15 protein-coding genes are annotated in these 16764 nt (G+C 46.3%); 11 read left to right on the plus strand and 4 right to left on the minus strand.

Annotated features, from left to right (window positions below):
* Positions 1-151 precede the first annotated feature (151 nt).
* Both AB4Z08_RS20435 and AB4Z08_RS20440 read left to right on the plus strand, forming a co-directional pair.
* Complete coding sequence (locus AB4Z08_RS20435) at positions 152-457, plus strand: DUF6660 family protein (protein WP_441575633.1); 306 nt, start codon at positions 152-154, stop codon at positions 455-457.
* Between the two features lie 86 nt (positions 458-543).
* Positions 544-2586, plus strand: a complete 2043-nt coding sequence (locus AB4Z08_RS20440) for a heavy metal translocating P-type ATPase (protein WP_441575634.1) — start codon at positions 544-546, stop codon at positions 2584-2586.
* A 54-nt stretch (positions 2587-2640) separates the two neighbouring features.
* Here AB4Z08_RS20440 and AB4Z08_RS20445 read toward each other — a convergent pair whose 3' ends face one another.
* The 3 genes from AB4Z08_RS20445 to AB4Z08_RS20455 form a co-directional block, all read right to left on the minus strand.
* Entirely contained in the window at positions 2641-3453 is an 813-nt protein-coding gene (locus tag AB4Z08_RS20445; RefSeq protein ID WP_441575635.1) for an SDR family NAD(P)-dependent oxidoreductase, read from the minus strand.
* Positions 3454-3561: 108 nt separating this feature from the next.
* Entirely contained in the window at positions 3562-4149 is a 588-nt protein-coding gene (locus tag AB4Z08_RS20450) for a TMEM175 family protein (RefSeq protein ID WP_441575636.1), read from the minus strand.
* A gap of 72 nt (positions 4150-4221) precedes the next feature.
* Complete coding sequence (locus AB4Z08_RS20455; protein WP_441575637.1) at positions 4222-5109, minus strand: alpha/beta fold hydrolase; 888 nt, start codon at positions 5107-5109, stop codon at positions 4222-4224.
* Between the two features lie 96 nt (positions 5110-5205).
* Between AB4Z08_RS20455 and AB4Z08_RS20460 the strand changes: the two genes are divergently transcribed.
* From AB4Z08_RS20460 to AB4Z08_RS20480, 5 genes are all read left to right on the plus strand, one after another.
* The gene (locus tag AB4Z08_RS20460; protein ID WP_441575638.1) at positions 5206-6183 is read left to right on the plus strand and encodes a helix-turn-helix domain-containing protein; all 978 of its coding nucleotides are present in this window, start codon (positions 5206-5208) and stop codon (positions 6181-6183) included.
* A gap of 87 nt (positions 6184-6270) precedes the next feature.
* Positions 6271-6681 (plus strand): NUDIX hydrolase, encoded by a 411-nt coding sequence (locus tag AB4Z08_RS20465; protein WP_441575639.1) that lies wholly within the window; start codon positions 6271-6273, stop codon positions 6679-6681.
* Positions 6682-6705: 24 nt separating this feature from the next.
* A complete protein-coding gene (locus AB4Z08_RS20470; protein ID WP_441575640.1) occupies positions 6706-7638 on the plus strand; it encodes a glycoside hydrolase family 43 protein in 933 nt (310 codons plus the stop codon).
* Positions 7639-7728: 90 nt separating this feature from the next.
* Complete coding sequence (locus AB4Z08_RS20475; RefSeq protein WP_441575641.1) at positions 7729-8232, plus strand: anthrone oxygenase family protein; 504 nt, start codon at positions 7729-7731, stop codon at positions 8230-8232.
* Positions 8229-8573 carry a hypothetical protein gene (locus tag AB4Z08_RS20480; protein ID WP_441575642.1) on the plus strand — a complete coding sequence of 115 codons (345 nt, stop codon included), beginning with the start codon at positions 8229-8231 and terminating at the stop codon, positions 8571-8573. The genes AB4Z08_RS20475 and AB4Z08_RS20480 overlap by 4 nt, the downstream gene beginning before the upstream one ends.
* A 26-nt stretch (positions 8574-8599) precedes the next feature.
* Here the strand turns inward: AB4Z08_RS20480 and AB4Z08_RS20485 are convergent, their stop codons facing one another.
* Positions 8600-9151, minus strand: coding sequence for an RNA polymerase sigma-70 factor (locus tag AB4Z08_RS20485; RefSeq protein ID WP_441575643.1), 552 nt, complete (start codon positions 9149-9151; stop codon positions 8600-8602).
* Between the two features lie 102 nt (positions 9152-9253).
* Between AB4Z08_RS20485 and AB4Z08_RS20490 the strand changes: the two genes are divergently transcribed.
* The 4 genes from AB4Z08_RS20490 (at position 9254) to AB4Z08_RS20505 (ending at position 16761) form a co-directional block, all read left to right on the plus strand.
* Positions 9254-10423 carry a FecR family protein gene (locus tag AB4Z08_RS20490; protein WP_441575644.1) on the plus strand — a complete coding sequence of 390 codons (1170 nt, stop codon included), beginning with the start codon at positions 9254-9256 and terminating at the stop codon, positions 10421-10423.
* Positions 10424-10489: 66 nt separating this feature from the next.
* On the plus strand, positions 10490-13855 hold the full coding sequence (locus AB4Z08_RS20495; protein ID WP_441575645.1) for a TonB-dependent receptor: 3366 nt from the start codon (positions 10490-10492) through the stop codon (positions 13853-13855).
* A gap of 18 nt (positions 13856-13873) precedes the next feature.
* On the plus strand, positions 13874-15664 hold the full coding sequence (locus AB4Z08_RS20500) for a RagB/SusD family nutrient uptake outer membrane protein (protein WP_441575646.1): 1791 nt from the start codon (positions 13874-13876) through the stop codon (positions 15662-15664).
* 146 nt (positions 15665-15810) lie between these two features.
* On the plus strand, positions 15811-16761 hold the full coding sequence (locus AB4Z08_RS20505; RefSeq protein WP_441575647.1) for a discoidin domain-containing protein: 951 nt from the start codon (positions 15811-15813) through the stop codon (positions 16759-16761).
* Positions 16762-16764: the final 3 nt, after the last annotated feature.

Here is a 16764-nt window from a genome sequence, read left to right on the forward strand (position 1 = left end):
CAGACAACAACTTTACCCGATAAATTATGCACGCGTTTAAAATAAGTGCATCGCTGTATCAATTATCTGTAGGGCATTTACAACGAAGTTGCAATCTTTTTTAACGAAAGCGTTACCTATTTTTTTACCTTTATGCTACTGGATAATTAGCATGAGATTGATTTCTTACATATTGACCCTCCTGGTATTGGTGCTGAGCTGTATTCCCTGCAGCGACAAGGCAACAACGAGGGTAGCTGTTATCCAATATACGGCTCCTGAGGGAGCGCAGCACGCATCTATAGATGCATGTTCACCCTTTTGTATTTGTGCGTGTTGTGCTACTAATCCGGTGCTGTCTGAGCACATTGTTTATTCGCTCTATCGCCCGGATCTTTCTGTCACACATCCTGTATTCTGTTGCTCGTTTGTGCAGGAACTCCCTTTTGCTGTATGGCAACCTCCTCAACTGGCATAGTGTAGTATAGTCGTCATCGTTATAATGTCCTTATCTCCTCACGTGATAAAAAGGACACCCCATTTTTCCTATCTAAAAAAAGTATTATGATGAAGTCAACAGCAGCAGAACAGCAGACGGATAAAGATGTGGTACCAGCCACCAACGCTTCCTCAAACGGTCATCAGCATGATGCGGATCATGATCATGACCATGAGCATGGCGGCGTATTCGGAAAGAATACGGAACTCTTTTTCAGTATCATCTGTGGCGTATTACTGGGACTGGGATTTGCCATCAGCTTTATTCAATCACTGCCGGCATGGCTTAGTTTATCTTTATATATAGGCGCCTACTTTTTTGGTGGATTTTACACTACGAAAGAAGCCGTTGAATCTATTGCCAAAGGGAAATTTGAAATAGATTTCCTGATGCTGGTAGCGGCCATAGGCGCCGCCATTCTGGGCGACTGGGAGGAAGGGGCGTTGTTGCTTTTCCTGTTCAGCATGGGCCATGCACTGGAACATTATGCCATGAATAAAGCGCGCAAATCAATTGCTGCACTGGCAGAACTGGCGCCTAAAACAGCCATTGTAAGACGTAACAATGAAGAGAAAGAAATTACTATAGAAGAACTGCTGGCCAATGATATTATCATTGTAAAACCCAACAGTAAAATATCTGCCGATGGTATTGTTATAAAAGGTAGCAGTAGTGTGAATCAGGCGCCTATTACCGGGGAAAGTATTCCGGTAGATAAAACACCTGTAGCAGATCCGCAGCAGGCCGATAAAAATGTGAGCGCCGAACATAAAGTTTTTGCCGGCACCATCAACGGCAGCCAGGTGCTGGAAATAAAAGTCACCAGCGTAGCCGCAGATTCAACACTGGCCAGATTAATCAAGCTGGTGAATGAAACGGAAGCACAGAAATCTCCCACACAATTATTTACCGATAAATTTGAAAGATATTTTGTGCCGATAGTATTGATACTGGTGGTATCGTTACTGTTCGCCTTCCTGGTGATCGATGAAACATTCAGTCAGAGTTTTTATCGCGCTATTTCAGTACTGGTGGCCGCCAGTCCCTGTGCATTGGCTATTTCCACGCCCAGCGCGGTGTTAAGCGGTATTGCGCGCGCCGCCAGGAGCGGGGTGTTAATCAAAGGGGGAGGACCACTGGAAGAACTGGGCAGTTTAACGGCACTGGCATTTGATAAAACAGGTACACTGACAGAAGGCAAGCCACAGTTAACCGCTGTGGTAACGTTAAGCGGGGCTACAGAAGAAGAAGTACTACAGGTAGTCATAGCCGTAGAGAAGTTAAGTGATCATCCGCTGGCTGCCGCCATTGTGAAAGGGGGGCAGGAAAAACTGAAGCGGGAAGTAGCCGCTGCAGATGGACTGATGGCCGTTTCCGGCCGTGGCGTAAAGGCAACCTATCAGGGTAAGCAAATTGTGATCGGCAACCCGGGATTATTTGAACAGGAGGGTAAAAAATTGCCGGCAGATGTGATCAGCCAGATCGATCGGCTGGAGAAGGAAGGCAACACCACCATGATTGTTCAGCAGGACGACCAGATCATTGGATTGATAGCCCTGATGGATGTACCCCGTAAAGAAGCGGCAGCTACGCTGGCACAGCTGAAAGAAATAGGGATCAAAAAAATAGTGATGCTCACGGGCGACAACCAGCAGGTAGCTACCGCTGTGGCTAATAAAATCGGTATCGCGGATGCCTGGGGTAGTTTGTTGCCGGAACAAAAAGTGAAGGCCATCGCGGATTTAAGTGAGCAGGAAGGAAAAGTAGCGATGATCGGCGACGGTGTAAACGATGCGCCGGCGATGGCGAAAAGCACCGTGGGTATTGCGATGGGTGCCGCAGGATCTGCGGTAGCCCTGGAAACTGCGGACATTGCACTGATGGCGGATAAACTGGATAACCTGCCTTTTGCCATTGCCTTGAGCAGGAAATCGAAAGGTATTATCCGTCAGAATTTGTGGATGAGTTTAGGTATGGTGGCGGTGTTGATTCCGCTGACGATCATAGGCGTGGCTTCTATAGGAGTAGCCGTGATTGCACATGAAGGATCTACGTTGCTGGTGGTGTTTAATGGATTACGACTACTGGCATTTCAGATGAAAAAATAATAAATCAGCAATGGGAAACGCCACAGATATTTATCTGTGGCGTTTCCCGTTTTATTATTGCAGGAAGGGGATCGTCATCATTTTATAATTCAGTGCGGCAGTAGTTCCCGCAGTTACATCGATGGTGACGCCGGTAATTTTGCCTGCCATTTCCGAAGCCAGGAATACGGCGGTATTCGCGATATCTGCCATGAGTGGAAGTGCTTTGAGCATGGTATCATCTTTCAGCTTTTCTAAAAATGCAGGTACTTCCGGAGCGCCGGAGTTGATGGCATCGAGGAAGGGGTGAGAGTCCGGGGAACCGGCAGACCGGATATTGACCACCCTTACACCGTTGGGTCCCAGCTCAGATGCCAGCCCTTTTACAAAGCTTTCTATGGCACAGCAGGCAGGTCCAAAGCCACCTACCAGCGGATAGCCGATGCCTCCCGGTGTAGCCGTTAGCGTTAAGATGGCACCGGATCGTTGTTTACTCATTTGTTTGCCTGCAGCAGTGGCGGTGATGAAGTGTGTGCGCATCGCTGTTTTTACCGGATGCACAAAATCGTCCGGGTTCATATCCAACAGGGGGATATTCTGTTTGGCTTCTATGCCGATCAGGTTAAAGGAGATATCCACGGAGCCGGTTTTAGCTACCACCATATCCAGGTGGGCATTGACCGCCTGCTGATCCAGCGCGTCTACTACGGCCACTTCTGCCAGGCCGCCGGCGGCAATGATCTCGTCTGCCACTTTTTGCACCGGCGCGAGGCGATGTCCGGTCAGGAATACGTGGGCACCCGCCCGGGCAAAGGCACGGGCTACCGCACCGCCGAGGGAATCGCTTACACCATATACAATGGCGGTTTTGTGTTGTAACAGGATCATCCGGATTTATTTAGTTACCACAAACGTAACGCTAAATGGATGCTTGTATGGTGTGTGAAAAGGACAATAACAGCGGTGTATTGCGCCAATTTTTTCACAGGAGAACAACTATTCCCCTTCTTCTTCCAGCGCACGGGCAATATTCTCATCCGGAACCAACCAGATAATAGCTACCAACAGGATTAAGGCGCCTGAAACAGGGGTGCTCACATAAGCCATGGGAATAGCCAGTATATATAATCCTACTGATATCATCCCTTTCCTGCGCTGCCGGTTCAATACAGTTGCCATCACAGCTTCATGGGGGTTGGATTTCATAATGGCCTGTTGCAGGATGGTAAAGGAAGCCCCGCAGAGCATGAGGAGTACCGCATACAGGACAAGCGTATGTGGCGCAAAATGATTTTCTCCCATCCATGCCGTGGCAAAAGGAATGAGCGAAAGGCAGAACAGTAGAAACATATTGGCCCAGATAATACCGGGAGTTACTTTTCTAACGGTGTGACAGAGATGGTGATGGTTCCCCCAGTAAATACCGACATATATAAAGCTCATGATATAACTGAGTACAACCGGATATAATGGAAGTAAATCTTTCCATTCCCCACCATGTGGTGTTTTAATTTCCAGCACCATAATGGTGATAATAATAGCGAGTACACCATCGCTAAAAGCTTCCAGACGGCTTTTGTTCATATAGGGTGATTAATTCCGGATTAAATATCAGGCTTAAATAAACGACATTGCATTCAAAATAGGAAATATCCGTCAGTTAGTAACTGGTAAATGACCTTGAAATTTAAAAAAATCCAACAGCACTTCCGCCACTTTTAACGGTTGCTCACTGTTGTCGGCCGCAATATGCCCGAGTCCTTTCAGATAAATACGCCTGGCCCTGGGTATGATTTGTTGTAAACTGTCAAGCGCCTTCTCTAAATAACCGGCGCTTTTGGTGCCACCCAACAACAACATGCTTGTCCGTATATCTTTGATCTCCGGCAGTAGCCGCGCGGAATCGTTAATAACAATGCGGTCCTGACTAAAGTTTTCCACCAGTACCCGCAGCGGAATTTCATCGTCAGCAGGTTTTTTCAGCTGGCTTTTCATTTGCCGGTTGATCAATGGCGCAGTGATGAATGGCGGAAGTTTACTAAATAATGAATCATCGCCTGTGCCTTTAAGGATAGCGACAAAGGCCCGGCCATAATTATTATCCTTCAGGGCTTTTTGATAAGGCCCATCCAGTTTATTGAACGGGTGTCCGGCAATAGCCAATGGTGGCTCGTAAAGCGCTATTTTTTGCAACCCGTTTTCCAGCATTAAAGCCTGTAATGTAATCACCGCGCCGGAACTTAGCCCGAAAATGTTAACTGTTTTCGTCTGGCGGATGATGGCAATCAGGTCATTTGCTTCCGTTACCAGGTCATCACCGGCGTGATAGGGGCCGCTTAAGCCACGGCCACGGCGATCCGGCACATAAACAGTGAAATCAGCTGACAACGCTTTAGCCAGCTCCGTGAAATTCAGGGAGGACTGCAGCGCGCCATGTAATAATATCAGTCCTGGGCCATTTCCAATTTGCCGGTAACCAATACGGGTGCCATCAGCAGAGATCACCCAGTCATTTTTAAACCCTTCCGTAAGTTTCGTTTGCATTTCTGACTTCTTATAGCTATTTTATTCCTTAAAGAAACAAATTTAAGGGTTGGATATCTAATAGCAGGGCATCAAACGGATCGATATGTACCATTTATGGAAATCAGGAAAAAACGCAGCAATTTCGCAGACATGCCGCCGATGAATATGGAATCCGTTCTTGCTGTAGCGCGTGGGACGACACAGCAGCTCACAGTTTCTGCTGAGGGGAACGAGCAAAAGTTAAAATTTGTCGTAACGGATACCATGGGTATCGTCGACAGAACTATTATTACCGATACCGAAACAGCTGCTGTCCGTCATAATAACTGGATGCCAATGGTTGAACTCAATTTTATGCTGGCGGGCGCAGTAGGTCTGGTTTACGATAGTCAATTACCCGCCCGCATGATGACAGCAGGAGATCATCAACTATTATTCAACCCATCAGGGGAGGAAACGAACCAGGTCATGCATGGTGGAACCCATCGCTTATTTTCAGCCCACCTGTTACCGGATTATATGGCTGGTCTTTTTTCCGGTTATTTGCCGGAATTGACGCCATTAGCAGAAAAGATGGCCAACAGGGAGCCCTTTGTTTTGCAATCGCCATCAAAGGCGATAAGCCGGGATTTTAAATATTTCTTCACTACATTCTGGGGTGCGCCCTTAGCTCCGGGATTAGGTAAACTATATTTTGATGCGAAGATCCTTGACCTGTTATGTCGTCAATGCGAAATATTGATCGGGCATTCCCCCAAAGACTACCAGATATCCAAAACAGACCTGGAAAAAGTATATCATGCACATGCCCTGGTGTTGGAGCGGCTTGGCGATCCGCTTTCACTATCCGCACTATCCGTGCTTTGCGGGCTCAATGAATTTAAATTAAAGAAGTATTTTAAACAGGTTTTCGGCACAACCGTTTTTGGCATGTTACAGGAAGAAAGATTGAAAGCGGCCCGGTACCTGATCAAAGAAGGTGAAAAAAACATCTCCCAGATCGCTTATGAACTGGGCTATGCCCACCCACAGCATTTTCATCGGGCTTTTAAAAAACGTTTCGGAATAACGCCGACCGAACTATTAAAATAGGTTTTCCAGTGGATGTATATTCTAAATTTTAAAACACGGCTTTCTGCTATTCTAAATTTTAAAACACGGCTTTATTATTTTTGCGACATGAGTTATATAGATTGTGCCGGCCTGATCGTAGTTAAGGATCGTAAACTATTACTGGCATTCAGTAAAAATAAAGGCGCCTGGTATCTGCCGGGAGGGAAGATAGATGCCGGCGAAACGCCGCTGGCAGCATTACAGCGCGAAATCCGTGAAGAGTTGAATTTGGAATTGGCGGCGGATAGTCTCCGGTGGTATTATCATATTACGGCGCCGGCTTTTGGTGAAATTAACCTGCAGATGAGACAGGATTGTTTCCTGCATGAGTTGCAACAAGTACCCCGTCCTTCTGCTGAGATAGGTGCGATCCGTTATTTCAGCCTGGAAGACTATTTGAAAGAAACACAGCAGGTACCGGGTGTGCTGACAGCATTTAAAAAGCTGCAGGAGGATGGGCTGGTGGATGCTGTCTGATTTTATCTTTCTTTAAATATGTTTATGAAACCAATCTTTCTTTTTATTTTCCTGTGTGGGCTACTGAAAAACGCCACAGGTCAACAGCCTGTATATATCTTTTCCTTTTTTAAAGATAACGGGCAGGATGGTCTGCACCTGGCGTATAGTCATGATGGTTATAACTGGAAAGAGTTGAATAATGGTCATTCTTTATTGCAACCAACAGCCGGCGACGATAAACTGATGCGGGATCCCTGCATTATCCGGGGAGCCGACAGCTTATTTCACATGGTATGGACCGTGAGCTGGAAGGAGAAAAGCATTGGGTATGCGTCATCCCCGGACCTGATCCATTGGTCGGCGCAGCGGGAAATCCCGGTAATGGCGCAGGAAGCCGGTGCATTGAACTGCTGGGCGCCTGAAATCACCTATGATGCGCGGCATAAGGAATATATGATCTATTGGGCCACCACCATACCGGGCCGCTTTACTGCAGGCGAGACTACCGGTGACGACAAATACAATCACCGGCTGTATTATGTTACTACAAAAGACTTTCAGCAGTTCAGTCCTGCAAAATTATTATATGACCAGGGATTCAATGTAATTGACGCCACCATCGTTCCGGATCATGGCCGGTATATGATGTTCCTGAAAGATGAAACCAAAACGCCGGCGCAGAAAAATATCCGGATAGCCGTGAGTAAATCACTTACCGGTGGCTATAGCAAGCCTTCAGCCCCTATTACCGGCGCTTACTGGGCGGAAGGACCTACCACTCTGAGGAAGGGCCATAAATGGATCGTGTATTTTGACAAGTATACCCAGCACAGTTATGGTGCGGTGGAATCTACGGACCTGAAAACGTGGAAAGACGTTTCCGGCAAATTATCGATGCCGGCCGGTTTGCGGCATGGCACCGTGGTAGCCGTTTCCGCAAAGGAATTTGATCTCCTGCTTAAAAATATCCCGTAAAAAGGGGATTTCTACCCCGCTGTCGGTTTTGTTCTATTTTCAGGTGCCTGCCAGTAGTAATTTGCACCAAGAAATAAAAATAACGCCGATATGTTTAAGTTTTCCACTGTACTGCTGATTATCACAGCCACTTCTACCGCCCTGATGGCGGGCCTCTTCTACGCCTGGTCCTGTTCTGTGACTATTGGTATTGCGCGCCTCCCGGATAGTGCCTATTTAGCCGCTATGCAGGTCATGAACCGGGCCATTCTGAATGGTTTCTTTCTGAGCCTTTTTATGGGCACACTGATATTATTGCCGGTTTGCACCTATATGCACTACCAGCAGCCCCTGAGCGGTGCCTTCTGGTGCCTGCTGATCGCCACCTTTGCCTACGGCATCGGGGTATTTGGGGTAACTATGGTGGGCAATGTACCCATGAATGATGCCCTGGACGTTTTTAATATCCAGGCAGCTTCCGCACAGGAGCTGGCGGCGCAACGGCTCCGGTTTGAAGGTCCGTGGAACAGCCTGAATCTGGTAAGAGCTATCTGTGGCACCATCGCTGTGATATTCGTCATTATTGCCTGTATCCTTACAAACAAAAACAAATGAAAACATACGCTATTGTAGCCATCCTGCTGCTGGTAGCCGCCCTGGCCAGCTTTCCCTTTCATCCAAACCATGCTGCCACCAGGGGCGTACCTTCTGATAACGCCCGGTTGAAACAAACCGCTTTATCCGTGCTGACGCAGAAATGTAATGTTTGTCATAAGGTATACAATCCCGGAAAAGTATTTACGGCAGACAATATGGAATCCCTGGCGCCGAAAATCTATAAACAGGTATTTGTGAAAAGAAGAATGCCTAAAGGAAGAGATATCAAATTAACACCGGAGGAAGAGCAGCTGTTGAAAGGATGGCTGGAAACAAAAGTGCCGGGAATGGCGGATTGAGAGGGAGAGAATAAATATAATGCTCATCAATGTCCTGCAATATCTTTCATATGAGAACGGATGTGCCGCAATGCCATTGTTAACTGATTTTCTACCGTGCGTTTGGAGATATCCAAGCGCACGGCTATTTCATCATTGGATAAACATTCAAACCTGCTCATACGGAATATTTCCTGGCAACGGTTGGGCAGGTCCTGCAGCGTTAACTGCAAATTGTTATTAAGTTCTGTTTGACGAATACGGATATCCGCGTCATTAGACGTATATGGATCAGCTGCCAGCTCACTGGTGCTGTCGAATGTAAATCGTTTTAGCTTTTTCCGACTATAAATCTGGTAACGGGCAGATGTAAGCAGGAAGGCAGGAAATGAATCGATCATCAATTCATGTCTGCGGTTCCAGATGCTTAAAAATATATCGTGGACAATCTCCTGGCTGGCTTCTTTATCTCTTAAATACTTATATCCCGTCTTATATACACTCACCCAATATTTATCGAATAGCTTATTAAATGCCTGCTGGTTATTGGCACGCACAGCATTCCACAGTTGTATATCAGTTATTTCTTTGTGGAACATTTCATATTTGGTTTGATATTAACCCCGAAAAGATAAGCGTTAGAAAATTAAAAAAAAAATATTCTAAATTATGTGTGTATGCCTCCGTTTTCCATACATACAATGAAAGACCAAGTAATGACTGAAGACGAATTCCTGATAAAATACCAACGATTTCTGGACGGAGACTGCTCTCCGGAGGAGATAGCTGAGCTCAACGCATATCACGATCATATGCAGTTGGAAGATGGTATTTGGGATATCGACACCGCTGATCAGTCATTAATCAAGGAAGAAATTGCAGTCAGGCTGGCGGAAAGCACCCGCATGGAGCCGGTACGTCTGCAGCCTGTTTGGTGGAATAAATGGAGAGTGGCCGCCGTGATCGCCGGCATTGGCTTCGGTTTTTATGGGGTGAAGGTATACCAGCGTGTGCACGAAAGAAAGGTACAACAACTGGCAACCGCAGCGCTATCTCACGACCGGGAAGAAAAGAAGATCTACCTCACCCTGGGAAACGGGGAGAAGATTTCCATTACTGATGCCGGAAAAGGCACGGTAACAGAAGCTTCCGGCGTAGCCGTGAATAAAAATAATAATGATCAGTTGTCCTACCAACATGGAGGAGCAGCTGCCGCCAATTCAGCCACCCCGGAAGTCAATACCTTGAGCACGCCCGGCGGAATGCAGTTTAGCATCACCCTGGCAGATGGATCAAAGGTGCGCTTAAACGCTTCGTCCTCCCTGCGTTTCCCCGCATACTTTACAGATAACAAAAGAGAAGTATATCTTACCGGAGAAGCTTTCTTTGAAGTGGTGGCAGATCCTGCGCATCCCTTTATTGTACATGTAAATGACCAGGCAGTACAGGCACTGGGCACCAGCTTTAACATCAAGGCATATCCGGAAGAGAAAACAGCCAAAACTACCTTGCTGACGGGCGCGGTAAATGTAAAATTACCCACAGCTGTAAAACCTTTACGGGTAGGAGAACAGCTGCATTATAACGTAACAGATCAACAGGCATGGCTGAGCGAAGTAAATGTGGAAACGGTGACAGCCTGGAAGGATGGACTATTCCTTTTTGAAAATGAAAGGATCGATGAAATTATGCTGGAAATAGGCAGATGGTATAATATGAAAGTTGTTTTCTCGGCGGGAAATGTATCGAGGAAATTTAGCGGTAAAATATATCGAAATAAAAAGATAGAAGATGTACTTAAAATCCTGGATTTAACAGGAGCTATGAACTTTAGAATAATAAACAATCAAATTATGGTAACCATTCCATAAATCAGATCAACCAAAGAGCACCACGTTCACTTAATCAGTTACTTTTTTTAATCAATCACTTGTCAGATGAATAGTTATCCACGTTCATGCCTGCACAGGATAGACTCCTGCGTGCCTGCAAAAAAGCTATGTCTAAAAAAAATCCTTACGGTTATTTTCCTGTTAGTCTTACTGATCCCGGGACTTAACACGCACGCACAAACACAAACGGTTACACTCCAGGTAAGAGAGGAATCGCTGGAAAGTGTATTTAAAAAGATTCAAAAACAAACAGGGTTAGCTTTTATTTATGAAAATGATTTGCTGAAAAAAGCGTTACCCGTTACGGTCAACGTGATAAAACAGCCATTGAAGCAATTACTGGACGCCTGTTTCAAAGGACAGCCACTTAGTTATAATATCCTGGATAATTCTATCGTTGTCCGGAAAAAAGACAATGAGCCTGTTGCCCGGCAAGGCTACCTGGTAGCGGGTAAAGTAACTGATTCAAAAGGAGAGCATTTACCGGGTGTTACTATCCGCAGCAAAAATAATAATGTCAATACCTTGTCTAAAGAGGATGGTAGTTTTTCCATTACCGTACCTGCTGCCAACGATGTATTAATCTTTAGCTATGTTGGTTATCTTCCCCAGGAGATACCATTAAATGGACAGGCAAAACTGGAGGTCATCCTGAAAGACAAAGCCTCCGACCTCGCAGATGTAGTGGTGGTAGGGTATGGACAGCAAAAGAAGATCACTACCATTGGTGCGCAGAGCAGCATCCGGGCGGAGGACCTGAAGCTGCCTTCCGCTAACCTTACCAATGCCATTGCAGGGCGTGTAGCCGGTGTTATCGGTGTACAACGCAGCGGACAGCCCGGTTATGATAATGCAGAGATCTATATCCGCGGTATTTCTACTTTTACCAACAGCAGCCCGCTTGTATTGGTAGACGGTATTGAAAGAGACTTTGCCAACGTAGATCCGGAAGATATTTCCAGCTTCAGCATCCTGAAAGATGCCTCTGCTACTGCGGTATATGGGGTAAGAGGGGCTAATGGCGTAATTCTCATCCAGACAAAAAACGGTAAAAGTGGTAAAACACTGATCAATGCACAATATGATCAGGGCTTAACCCAGTTTACCAAAATACCAAAGTTTGCGGATGGGGTTACCTATATGAAAATGGCGAATGAAGCCTATAAAAACAGTAACCCATCAGATCCGCTACCAAAATACTCCGAAGACCGGATCAATAAAACCATGACCGGAGAAGATCCCGATCTGTACCCGAATGTAGACTGGTTCCATGAACTGTTTAATAAATATGGACAGAACCGCAGGGCACGGGTAAATGCCAACGGTGGTTCTGATAAAGCCCAGTATTATTTATCCGTAGGCTACTACGATGAAAAAGGCATGTATAAAACAGATGACCTGGCGAACTATAACTCACAAATAAAATTCACGCGATACAACTTTACTTCTAATCTTTCTCTGAAGCTTACCAATACCACTAAAGTAGATTTTGGTGCGGCCGGATGGATCAGCAACGGTAACTTCCCCGGTAACTCTGTAGATGCCATCTGGGGTTCTGCTTACCTGCTGCCACCGATTTTGATTCCTAAAATATATTCCAACGGCGCCCACTCACAGCTGCGCACCGGTGATATCAATAATCCCTATAACCTCCTCACACAAAGCGGATACGTATCTGAGTTCAGAAGCCAGTTGTGGAGTAATATCCGGTTAACACAGGACCTCGATTTCTGGTTGAAAGGATTATCCCTGACAGGTATGTTTTCTTTTGATAACTATAACACACATACAATCAGTCGTACTAAAACAATGGATGGCTACCAGGCTTCCGGCCGTGACAGCGCCGGCAACCTGTTGCTCACACAAACGTCCATCGGCAGCAGCTACCTGGGCTACAGCAGATCCAACGGGGGCTCGCGCCAGTTTTATACAGAGGCAGCGCTGAACTACAAACGCTCCTTTGGCAAGCATGATGTAACGGGCATGGTGCTGTTTAACCAGTCGGACCGGCAGGATGCCTTTGCGGGTGATTTTATGTCGTCTATCCCTTACCGTTATATGGGATTGGCGGGCAGGGTTACCTACGCCTGGAATAATACTTACCTGGCAGAAGCCAATTTCGGCTACAATGGTTCTGAAACTTTTGAGCCTTCCAAGCGCTTTGGTTTCTTCCCTTCTTTTGGTGTGGGCTGGGTACCTTCTGAAGCCGCATTTTTCCGTCCGTTGCTGAATACATTGCAGTTCCTGAAAGTCCGTTTCTCTTATGGACTGGTAGGTAACGGCAATATCGGTGGCCGCCGTTTTGCTTATATTTCTACAGTAGGTGGTGGTAACGGTGGTTATTCCTATGGCGCCAATAACTCCAACAGCAGCCTGGATGGTCTGGACATAGGCGACTATGCCGTATCTGTTACCTGGGAAAAGGCGAAGAAAGCCAATCTCGGTATAGAACTCAAAACTTTTCACGACCAGGTATCCCTCATCGTAGACGTATTCAATGAGAACCGTACCGGTATTTTCCGGCAGCGCGGCGATGTACCCAACTACGCTGGTATCCGCAACCTGCCTTATGCCAACCTCGGTGAAATTCATAACAAAGGTATAGATGCCACCCTGGAAATAAATAAAAAATGGGGCGAAGTGAATGTTGGATTCCGGGGCAATTTTACCTGGAACCGTGCCATGATCATCAATGATGCCAATGCTCCATGGCCTTATCCCTGGCAGCAACGTATTGGTCGTAAGCTGGGACAGCGCTTTGGTTACACCGACCTGGGACTGTTTACTTCCAAAGCAGATGTATTGAGTAGTCCTTACCAAACAGGCACCAATATGCCCGGCGATATCAAATACAAAGACCTGAATGGCGACGGCAAAATAGATACTTATGATCAGGGCCCTATTGGCTATGGCAGCATCCCGGAAATAGTGTATGGATTTGGACCTACACTCAACTGGAAAGGATGGTCAATTGCGGGCTGGTTCAAAGGTATCAGTAATGTAGATATTCAATTGAATGGAGATGGGCTGCAACCCTTTAGCCAGGGCGGCGAACGCGGCAACCTGCTGGAGCAGATCACCGACCGCTGGACACCGGACAATCCCAATGCGCGTCCATTTTATCCCAGACTTACTTATGGCAACGACAATATGAATTACGCCTCCAGTTCCTGGTGGGTAAAGAACGGCGCTTTTTTACGCCTGCAGACCTTACAGTTTGGATATGCTTTTTCCGGTCAGCCCTGGCTTAAAAGAGCCGGCCTTTCGGTAGTGAACCTTTACTTTATTGGTAATAACCTGGCTACCATCAGCGGATTTAAGCTGTGGGATGTGGAGCTGGGAGATGGCCGTGGTGCACAGTATCCGCTTGTTAAGACTTTCAATACGGGTGTTAAACTCACTTTCAGATAAGCATAAAAAAAGAGAAAAATGAAAAGCAATATAATATCAAATGTGATCCTGGTTTTTTGCTGTGTACTGTTAGTAAGTGGATGCAGCAAGTATCTCGACCAGGTACCCAATGACCGTATTACCATAGAAGAAGTGTTTCGTAAAAAAGGTCCTTCCGAACAATTCCTCGCCAACGTATACAGCTATGTGGACGATGAGTCCGATCAGTGGAATGGTAATCCATGGCTGGGCAACAGCGATGAAGGTGATATTACCTGGTCCAAATACAATACATATGCCCTGAATATCGGTAATATCAGCGCGGGCAATGCGCTCTATGATAACTGGGGATACTACTATAATGGCATCCGTTCCGCTTCTTATTTCATTAAACATATCGATGAAAATATAGAGATCAGGAGCCTGAACGGACAGGCACTCATAGACCAGTACAAAGCAGAAGCCCGTTGTTTACGTGCTTATTATTATTTCCTGCTCATGCGGCAATTTGGACCGGTAGTGTTAGCAGGAGATAGTGTACTGGCGCCCGATGCGCCGGCGGGAGAGCTGCAGTTGCCGCGTAGCCCGTACGATGATTGTGTGAGCTATGTAAGTGCGCAACTGGATGAAGCAGCGGCTGTGCTGCCATTGGTACCTTCTATGAACGGACAGGCGAGTGATCTGGCCTTTGGCCGGATGACCAAAGGGACTGCACTTGCTATTAAAGCCCGTTTGCTGCTGTATGCTGCCAGTCCTCAGTATAATGGCAATACGGATCTGGCTACCTTTAAAAGTCAGAGTGGTACTCCCATGATGTCACAATCCTATGATAAGGAAAAGTGGAAGAAAGCAGCGGATGCAGCGAAAGCTGTGATTGACCTCGGACAATATTCGTTGTATAAAGATCCTTCCGGTGATGTGCTGAAATCCCTGCAGGGCATCTTTTCCCAGGCATGGAACAACGAACAGATTTTTTCCCGGAAAAGCAATAACCTGGGTACCTGGGATGTACACTGCATGCCCCGGCAGGCAGGCGGCTGGTGTGGTATTGCCGTTACGCAGGAACAGGTGGATGCATATTTTATGAAAGATGGAAAATCTATTCAGGCATCTGCACTGTATGCAGAAAAAGGGTTTACTATGGTAGCCGGTGTGAGTGTATTTAATATGTATATCAACAGGGAGCCCCGTTTTTACAGAGATGTTACTTATCACAACAGCATTTTCCAGGGTGGTAATATGAGCAGTGCGGCGCCCATCAGCTTCTTTGTTTCCGGTCTTAACGGGAAAAACGGGCACCCTACCGATTGGTCAAAGACGGGTTATCTCGTCAGGAAAAATGTGGCGCCTCAAACCAATGCAGGCTCCGGTGGTACAGGTCAGAAACAGGATCGTCCTATCATCATTTTCCGTTTGGCGGAGATGTACCTCAATTATGCAGAAGCGTTGAATGAATATAGTCCGGGTAGCCCTGACATCGCTACCTATGTAAATGCGATCCGTCAGCGTGCGGGTATTCCGCAATACGGTACCGGGCCTGATGCTTTACCGTTGCCGGCATCACAGAATGAAATGCGTGACAAAATCCGTGCAGAGCGCAGGGTAGAACTGGCCTTTGAATGTCATCGCTGGTTTGATATCCGCCGTTGGAAAATTGCGCCTGATGTGATGGGAGATGTGCATGGTATGAATATCAATAAAGACGGAAATGATTTCTTTGTGCGGAGTGTGGCCGCCACACACTTGTTCAGACAGGCGAGCTACTGGTTCCCGATCAGCCAGTACGAAATGGACCGCGGTAAGATGATCGTTCAGAATCCAGGATGGTAGTAGGAAAGAATTACGAATTAGGAATTACGAATTACGAATTTGTGTGGAGATAATGAGCGAATATATTATTTACAGGCAAATTCCTACATCGTAATTCCTACATCGTAATTCGTAATTCTTAATTCTTAATTCGTAATTCTTCTCATATGCATTGCAATAGATTTGCTGTTTTCACTTGTTGTATTTTTTTACTGAGCCTCTTTTCCTGTACAGATAAATTTGAGCTGCCGGATCAGCCATTGTCGGCCTATACCAAAGTATATATGCCGCTGGCCGTTAATAACCCTAAAGTATATGCACTGCAGGTAGCAGATACCATGCAGGCCATGATTTACTCTGCCAATTACGGTGGACAGGATTATCCAACGGAAGATATACAGGTGACTTTTGCGCCCAATACTTTACTGGTAGATAGTTTTAATACCGCCAATCATACCACTTACCTGCCGATGCCGGAGAAGAGTTACACGCTCAGTACCACTAACGGTACCATCCGCAAAGGTACGCTGGGAACAGGTCCGCTCAGTATTGCCGTAAAAACAAGTGGGGCCGGAGCTATCGATATCATGAAAGAGTACCTGTTGCCCGTGAGCATTGTTAGCGCTTCTACAAAAATAAATGAAAACCTGCGCACTACTTTTTATAGGGTGAGGGCCGACTATCCGGTATATGATCGTACCAACTGGCAGGTGATCGGTTTTTCTTCGCAGGAAGCAAATGGAGAAGGTGCAGGTAATGGGAAGGTAATCAACGCCCTGGATGGTAATGCTTCTACTTACTGGCATTCACAGTGGCAGGGCGGCAGTCCGGGTCCCCCACATTTTTTTGTAGTGGATATGGGAGAAGTGAAAACGCTGCATGGCTTTTCTTTCCTCGACAGACAATCAGATAATTCCGGTAAGCCACAGGATGTAGTGATAGAAACCAGTAAGGATAATACCACCTGGGCAACCGTGGGATCCTTTACCCTGGCGAATACAAAAGATCTGCAAACAAAAGTGGTTTCTTCGTTTACTGATGCACGTTACTTCAAAATAACGGTGCAGAGCAGTTACAATGCCAGCTATACACACCTGGCAGAACTGAATGCATTTTAAGAT

The organism is Chitinophaga sp. RAB17, from assembly GCF_052114225.1.
Taxonomy (GTDB): domain Bacteria; phylum Bacteroidota; class Bacteroidia; order Chitinophagales; family Chitinophagaceae; genus Chitinophaga.

Bases quoted from the DNA above. Each gene is read 5' to 3' on its own strand.
- AB4Z08_RS20435 (WP_441575633.1), top strand. From the start codon at position 152: ATGAGATTGATTTCTTACATATTGACCCTCCTGGTATTGGTGCTGAGC.
- AB4Z08_RS20440 (WP_441575634.1), top strand. From the start codon at position 544: ATGATGAAGTCAACAGCAGCAGAACAGCAGACGGATAAAGATGTGGTA.
- AB4Z08_RS20445 (WP_441575635.1), bottom strand. From the start codon at position 3,453: ATGATCCTGTTACAACACAAAACCGCCATTGTATATGGTGTAAGCGAT.
- AB4Z08_RS20450 (WP_441575636.1), bottom strand. From the start codon at position 4,149: ATGAACAAAAGCCGTCTGGAAGCTTTTAGCGATGGTGTACTCGCTATT.
- AB4Z08_RS20455 (WP_441575637.1), bottom strand. From the start codon at position 5,109: ATGCAAACGAAACTTACGGAAGGGTTTAAAAATGACTGGGTGATCTCT.
- AB4Z08_RS20460 (WP_441575638.1), top strand. From the start codon at position 5,206: ATGGAAATCAGGAAAAAACGCAGCAATTTCGCAGACATGCCGCCGATG.
- AB4Z08_RS20465 (WP_441575639.1), top strand. From the start codon at position 6,271: ATGAGTTATATAGATTGTGCCGGCCTGATCGTAGTTAAGGATCGTAAA.
- AB4Z08_RS20470 (WP_441575640.1), top strand. From the start codon at position 6,706: ATGAAACCAATCTTTCTTTTTATTTTCCTGTGTGGGCTACTGAAAAAC.
- AB4Z08_RS20475 (WP_441575641.1), top strand. From the start codon at position 7,729: ATGTTTAAGTTTTCCACTGTACTGCTGATTATCACAGCCACTTCTACC.
- AB4Z08_RS20480 (WP_441575642.1), top strand. From the start codon at position 8,229: ATGAAAACATACGCTATTGTAGCCATCCTGCTGCTGGTAGCCGCCCTG.
- AB4Z08_RS20485 (WP_441575643.1), bottom strand. From the start codon at position 9,151: ATGTTCCACAAAGAAATAACTGATATACAACTGTGGAATGCTGTGCGT.
- AB4Z08_RS20490 (WP_441575644.1), top strand. From the start codon at position 9,254: ATGAAAGACCAAGTAATGACTGAAGACGAATTCCTGATAAAATACCAA.
- AB4Z08_RS20495 (WP_441575645.1), top strand. From the start codon at position 10,490: ATGAATAGTTATCCACGTTCATGCCTGCACAGGATAGACTCCTGCGTG.
- AB4Z08_RS20500 (WP_441575646.1), top strand. From the start codon at position 13,874: ATGAAAAGCAATATAATATCAAATGTGATCCTGGTTTTTTGCTGTGTA.
- AB4Z08_RS20505 (WP_441575647.1), top strand. From the start codon at position 15,811: ATGCATTGCAATAGATTTGCTGTTTTCACTTGTTGTATTTTTTTACTG.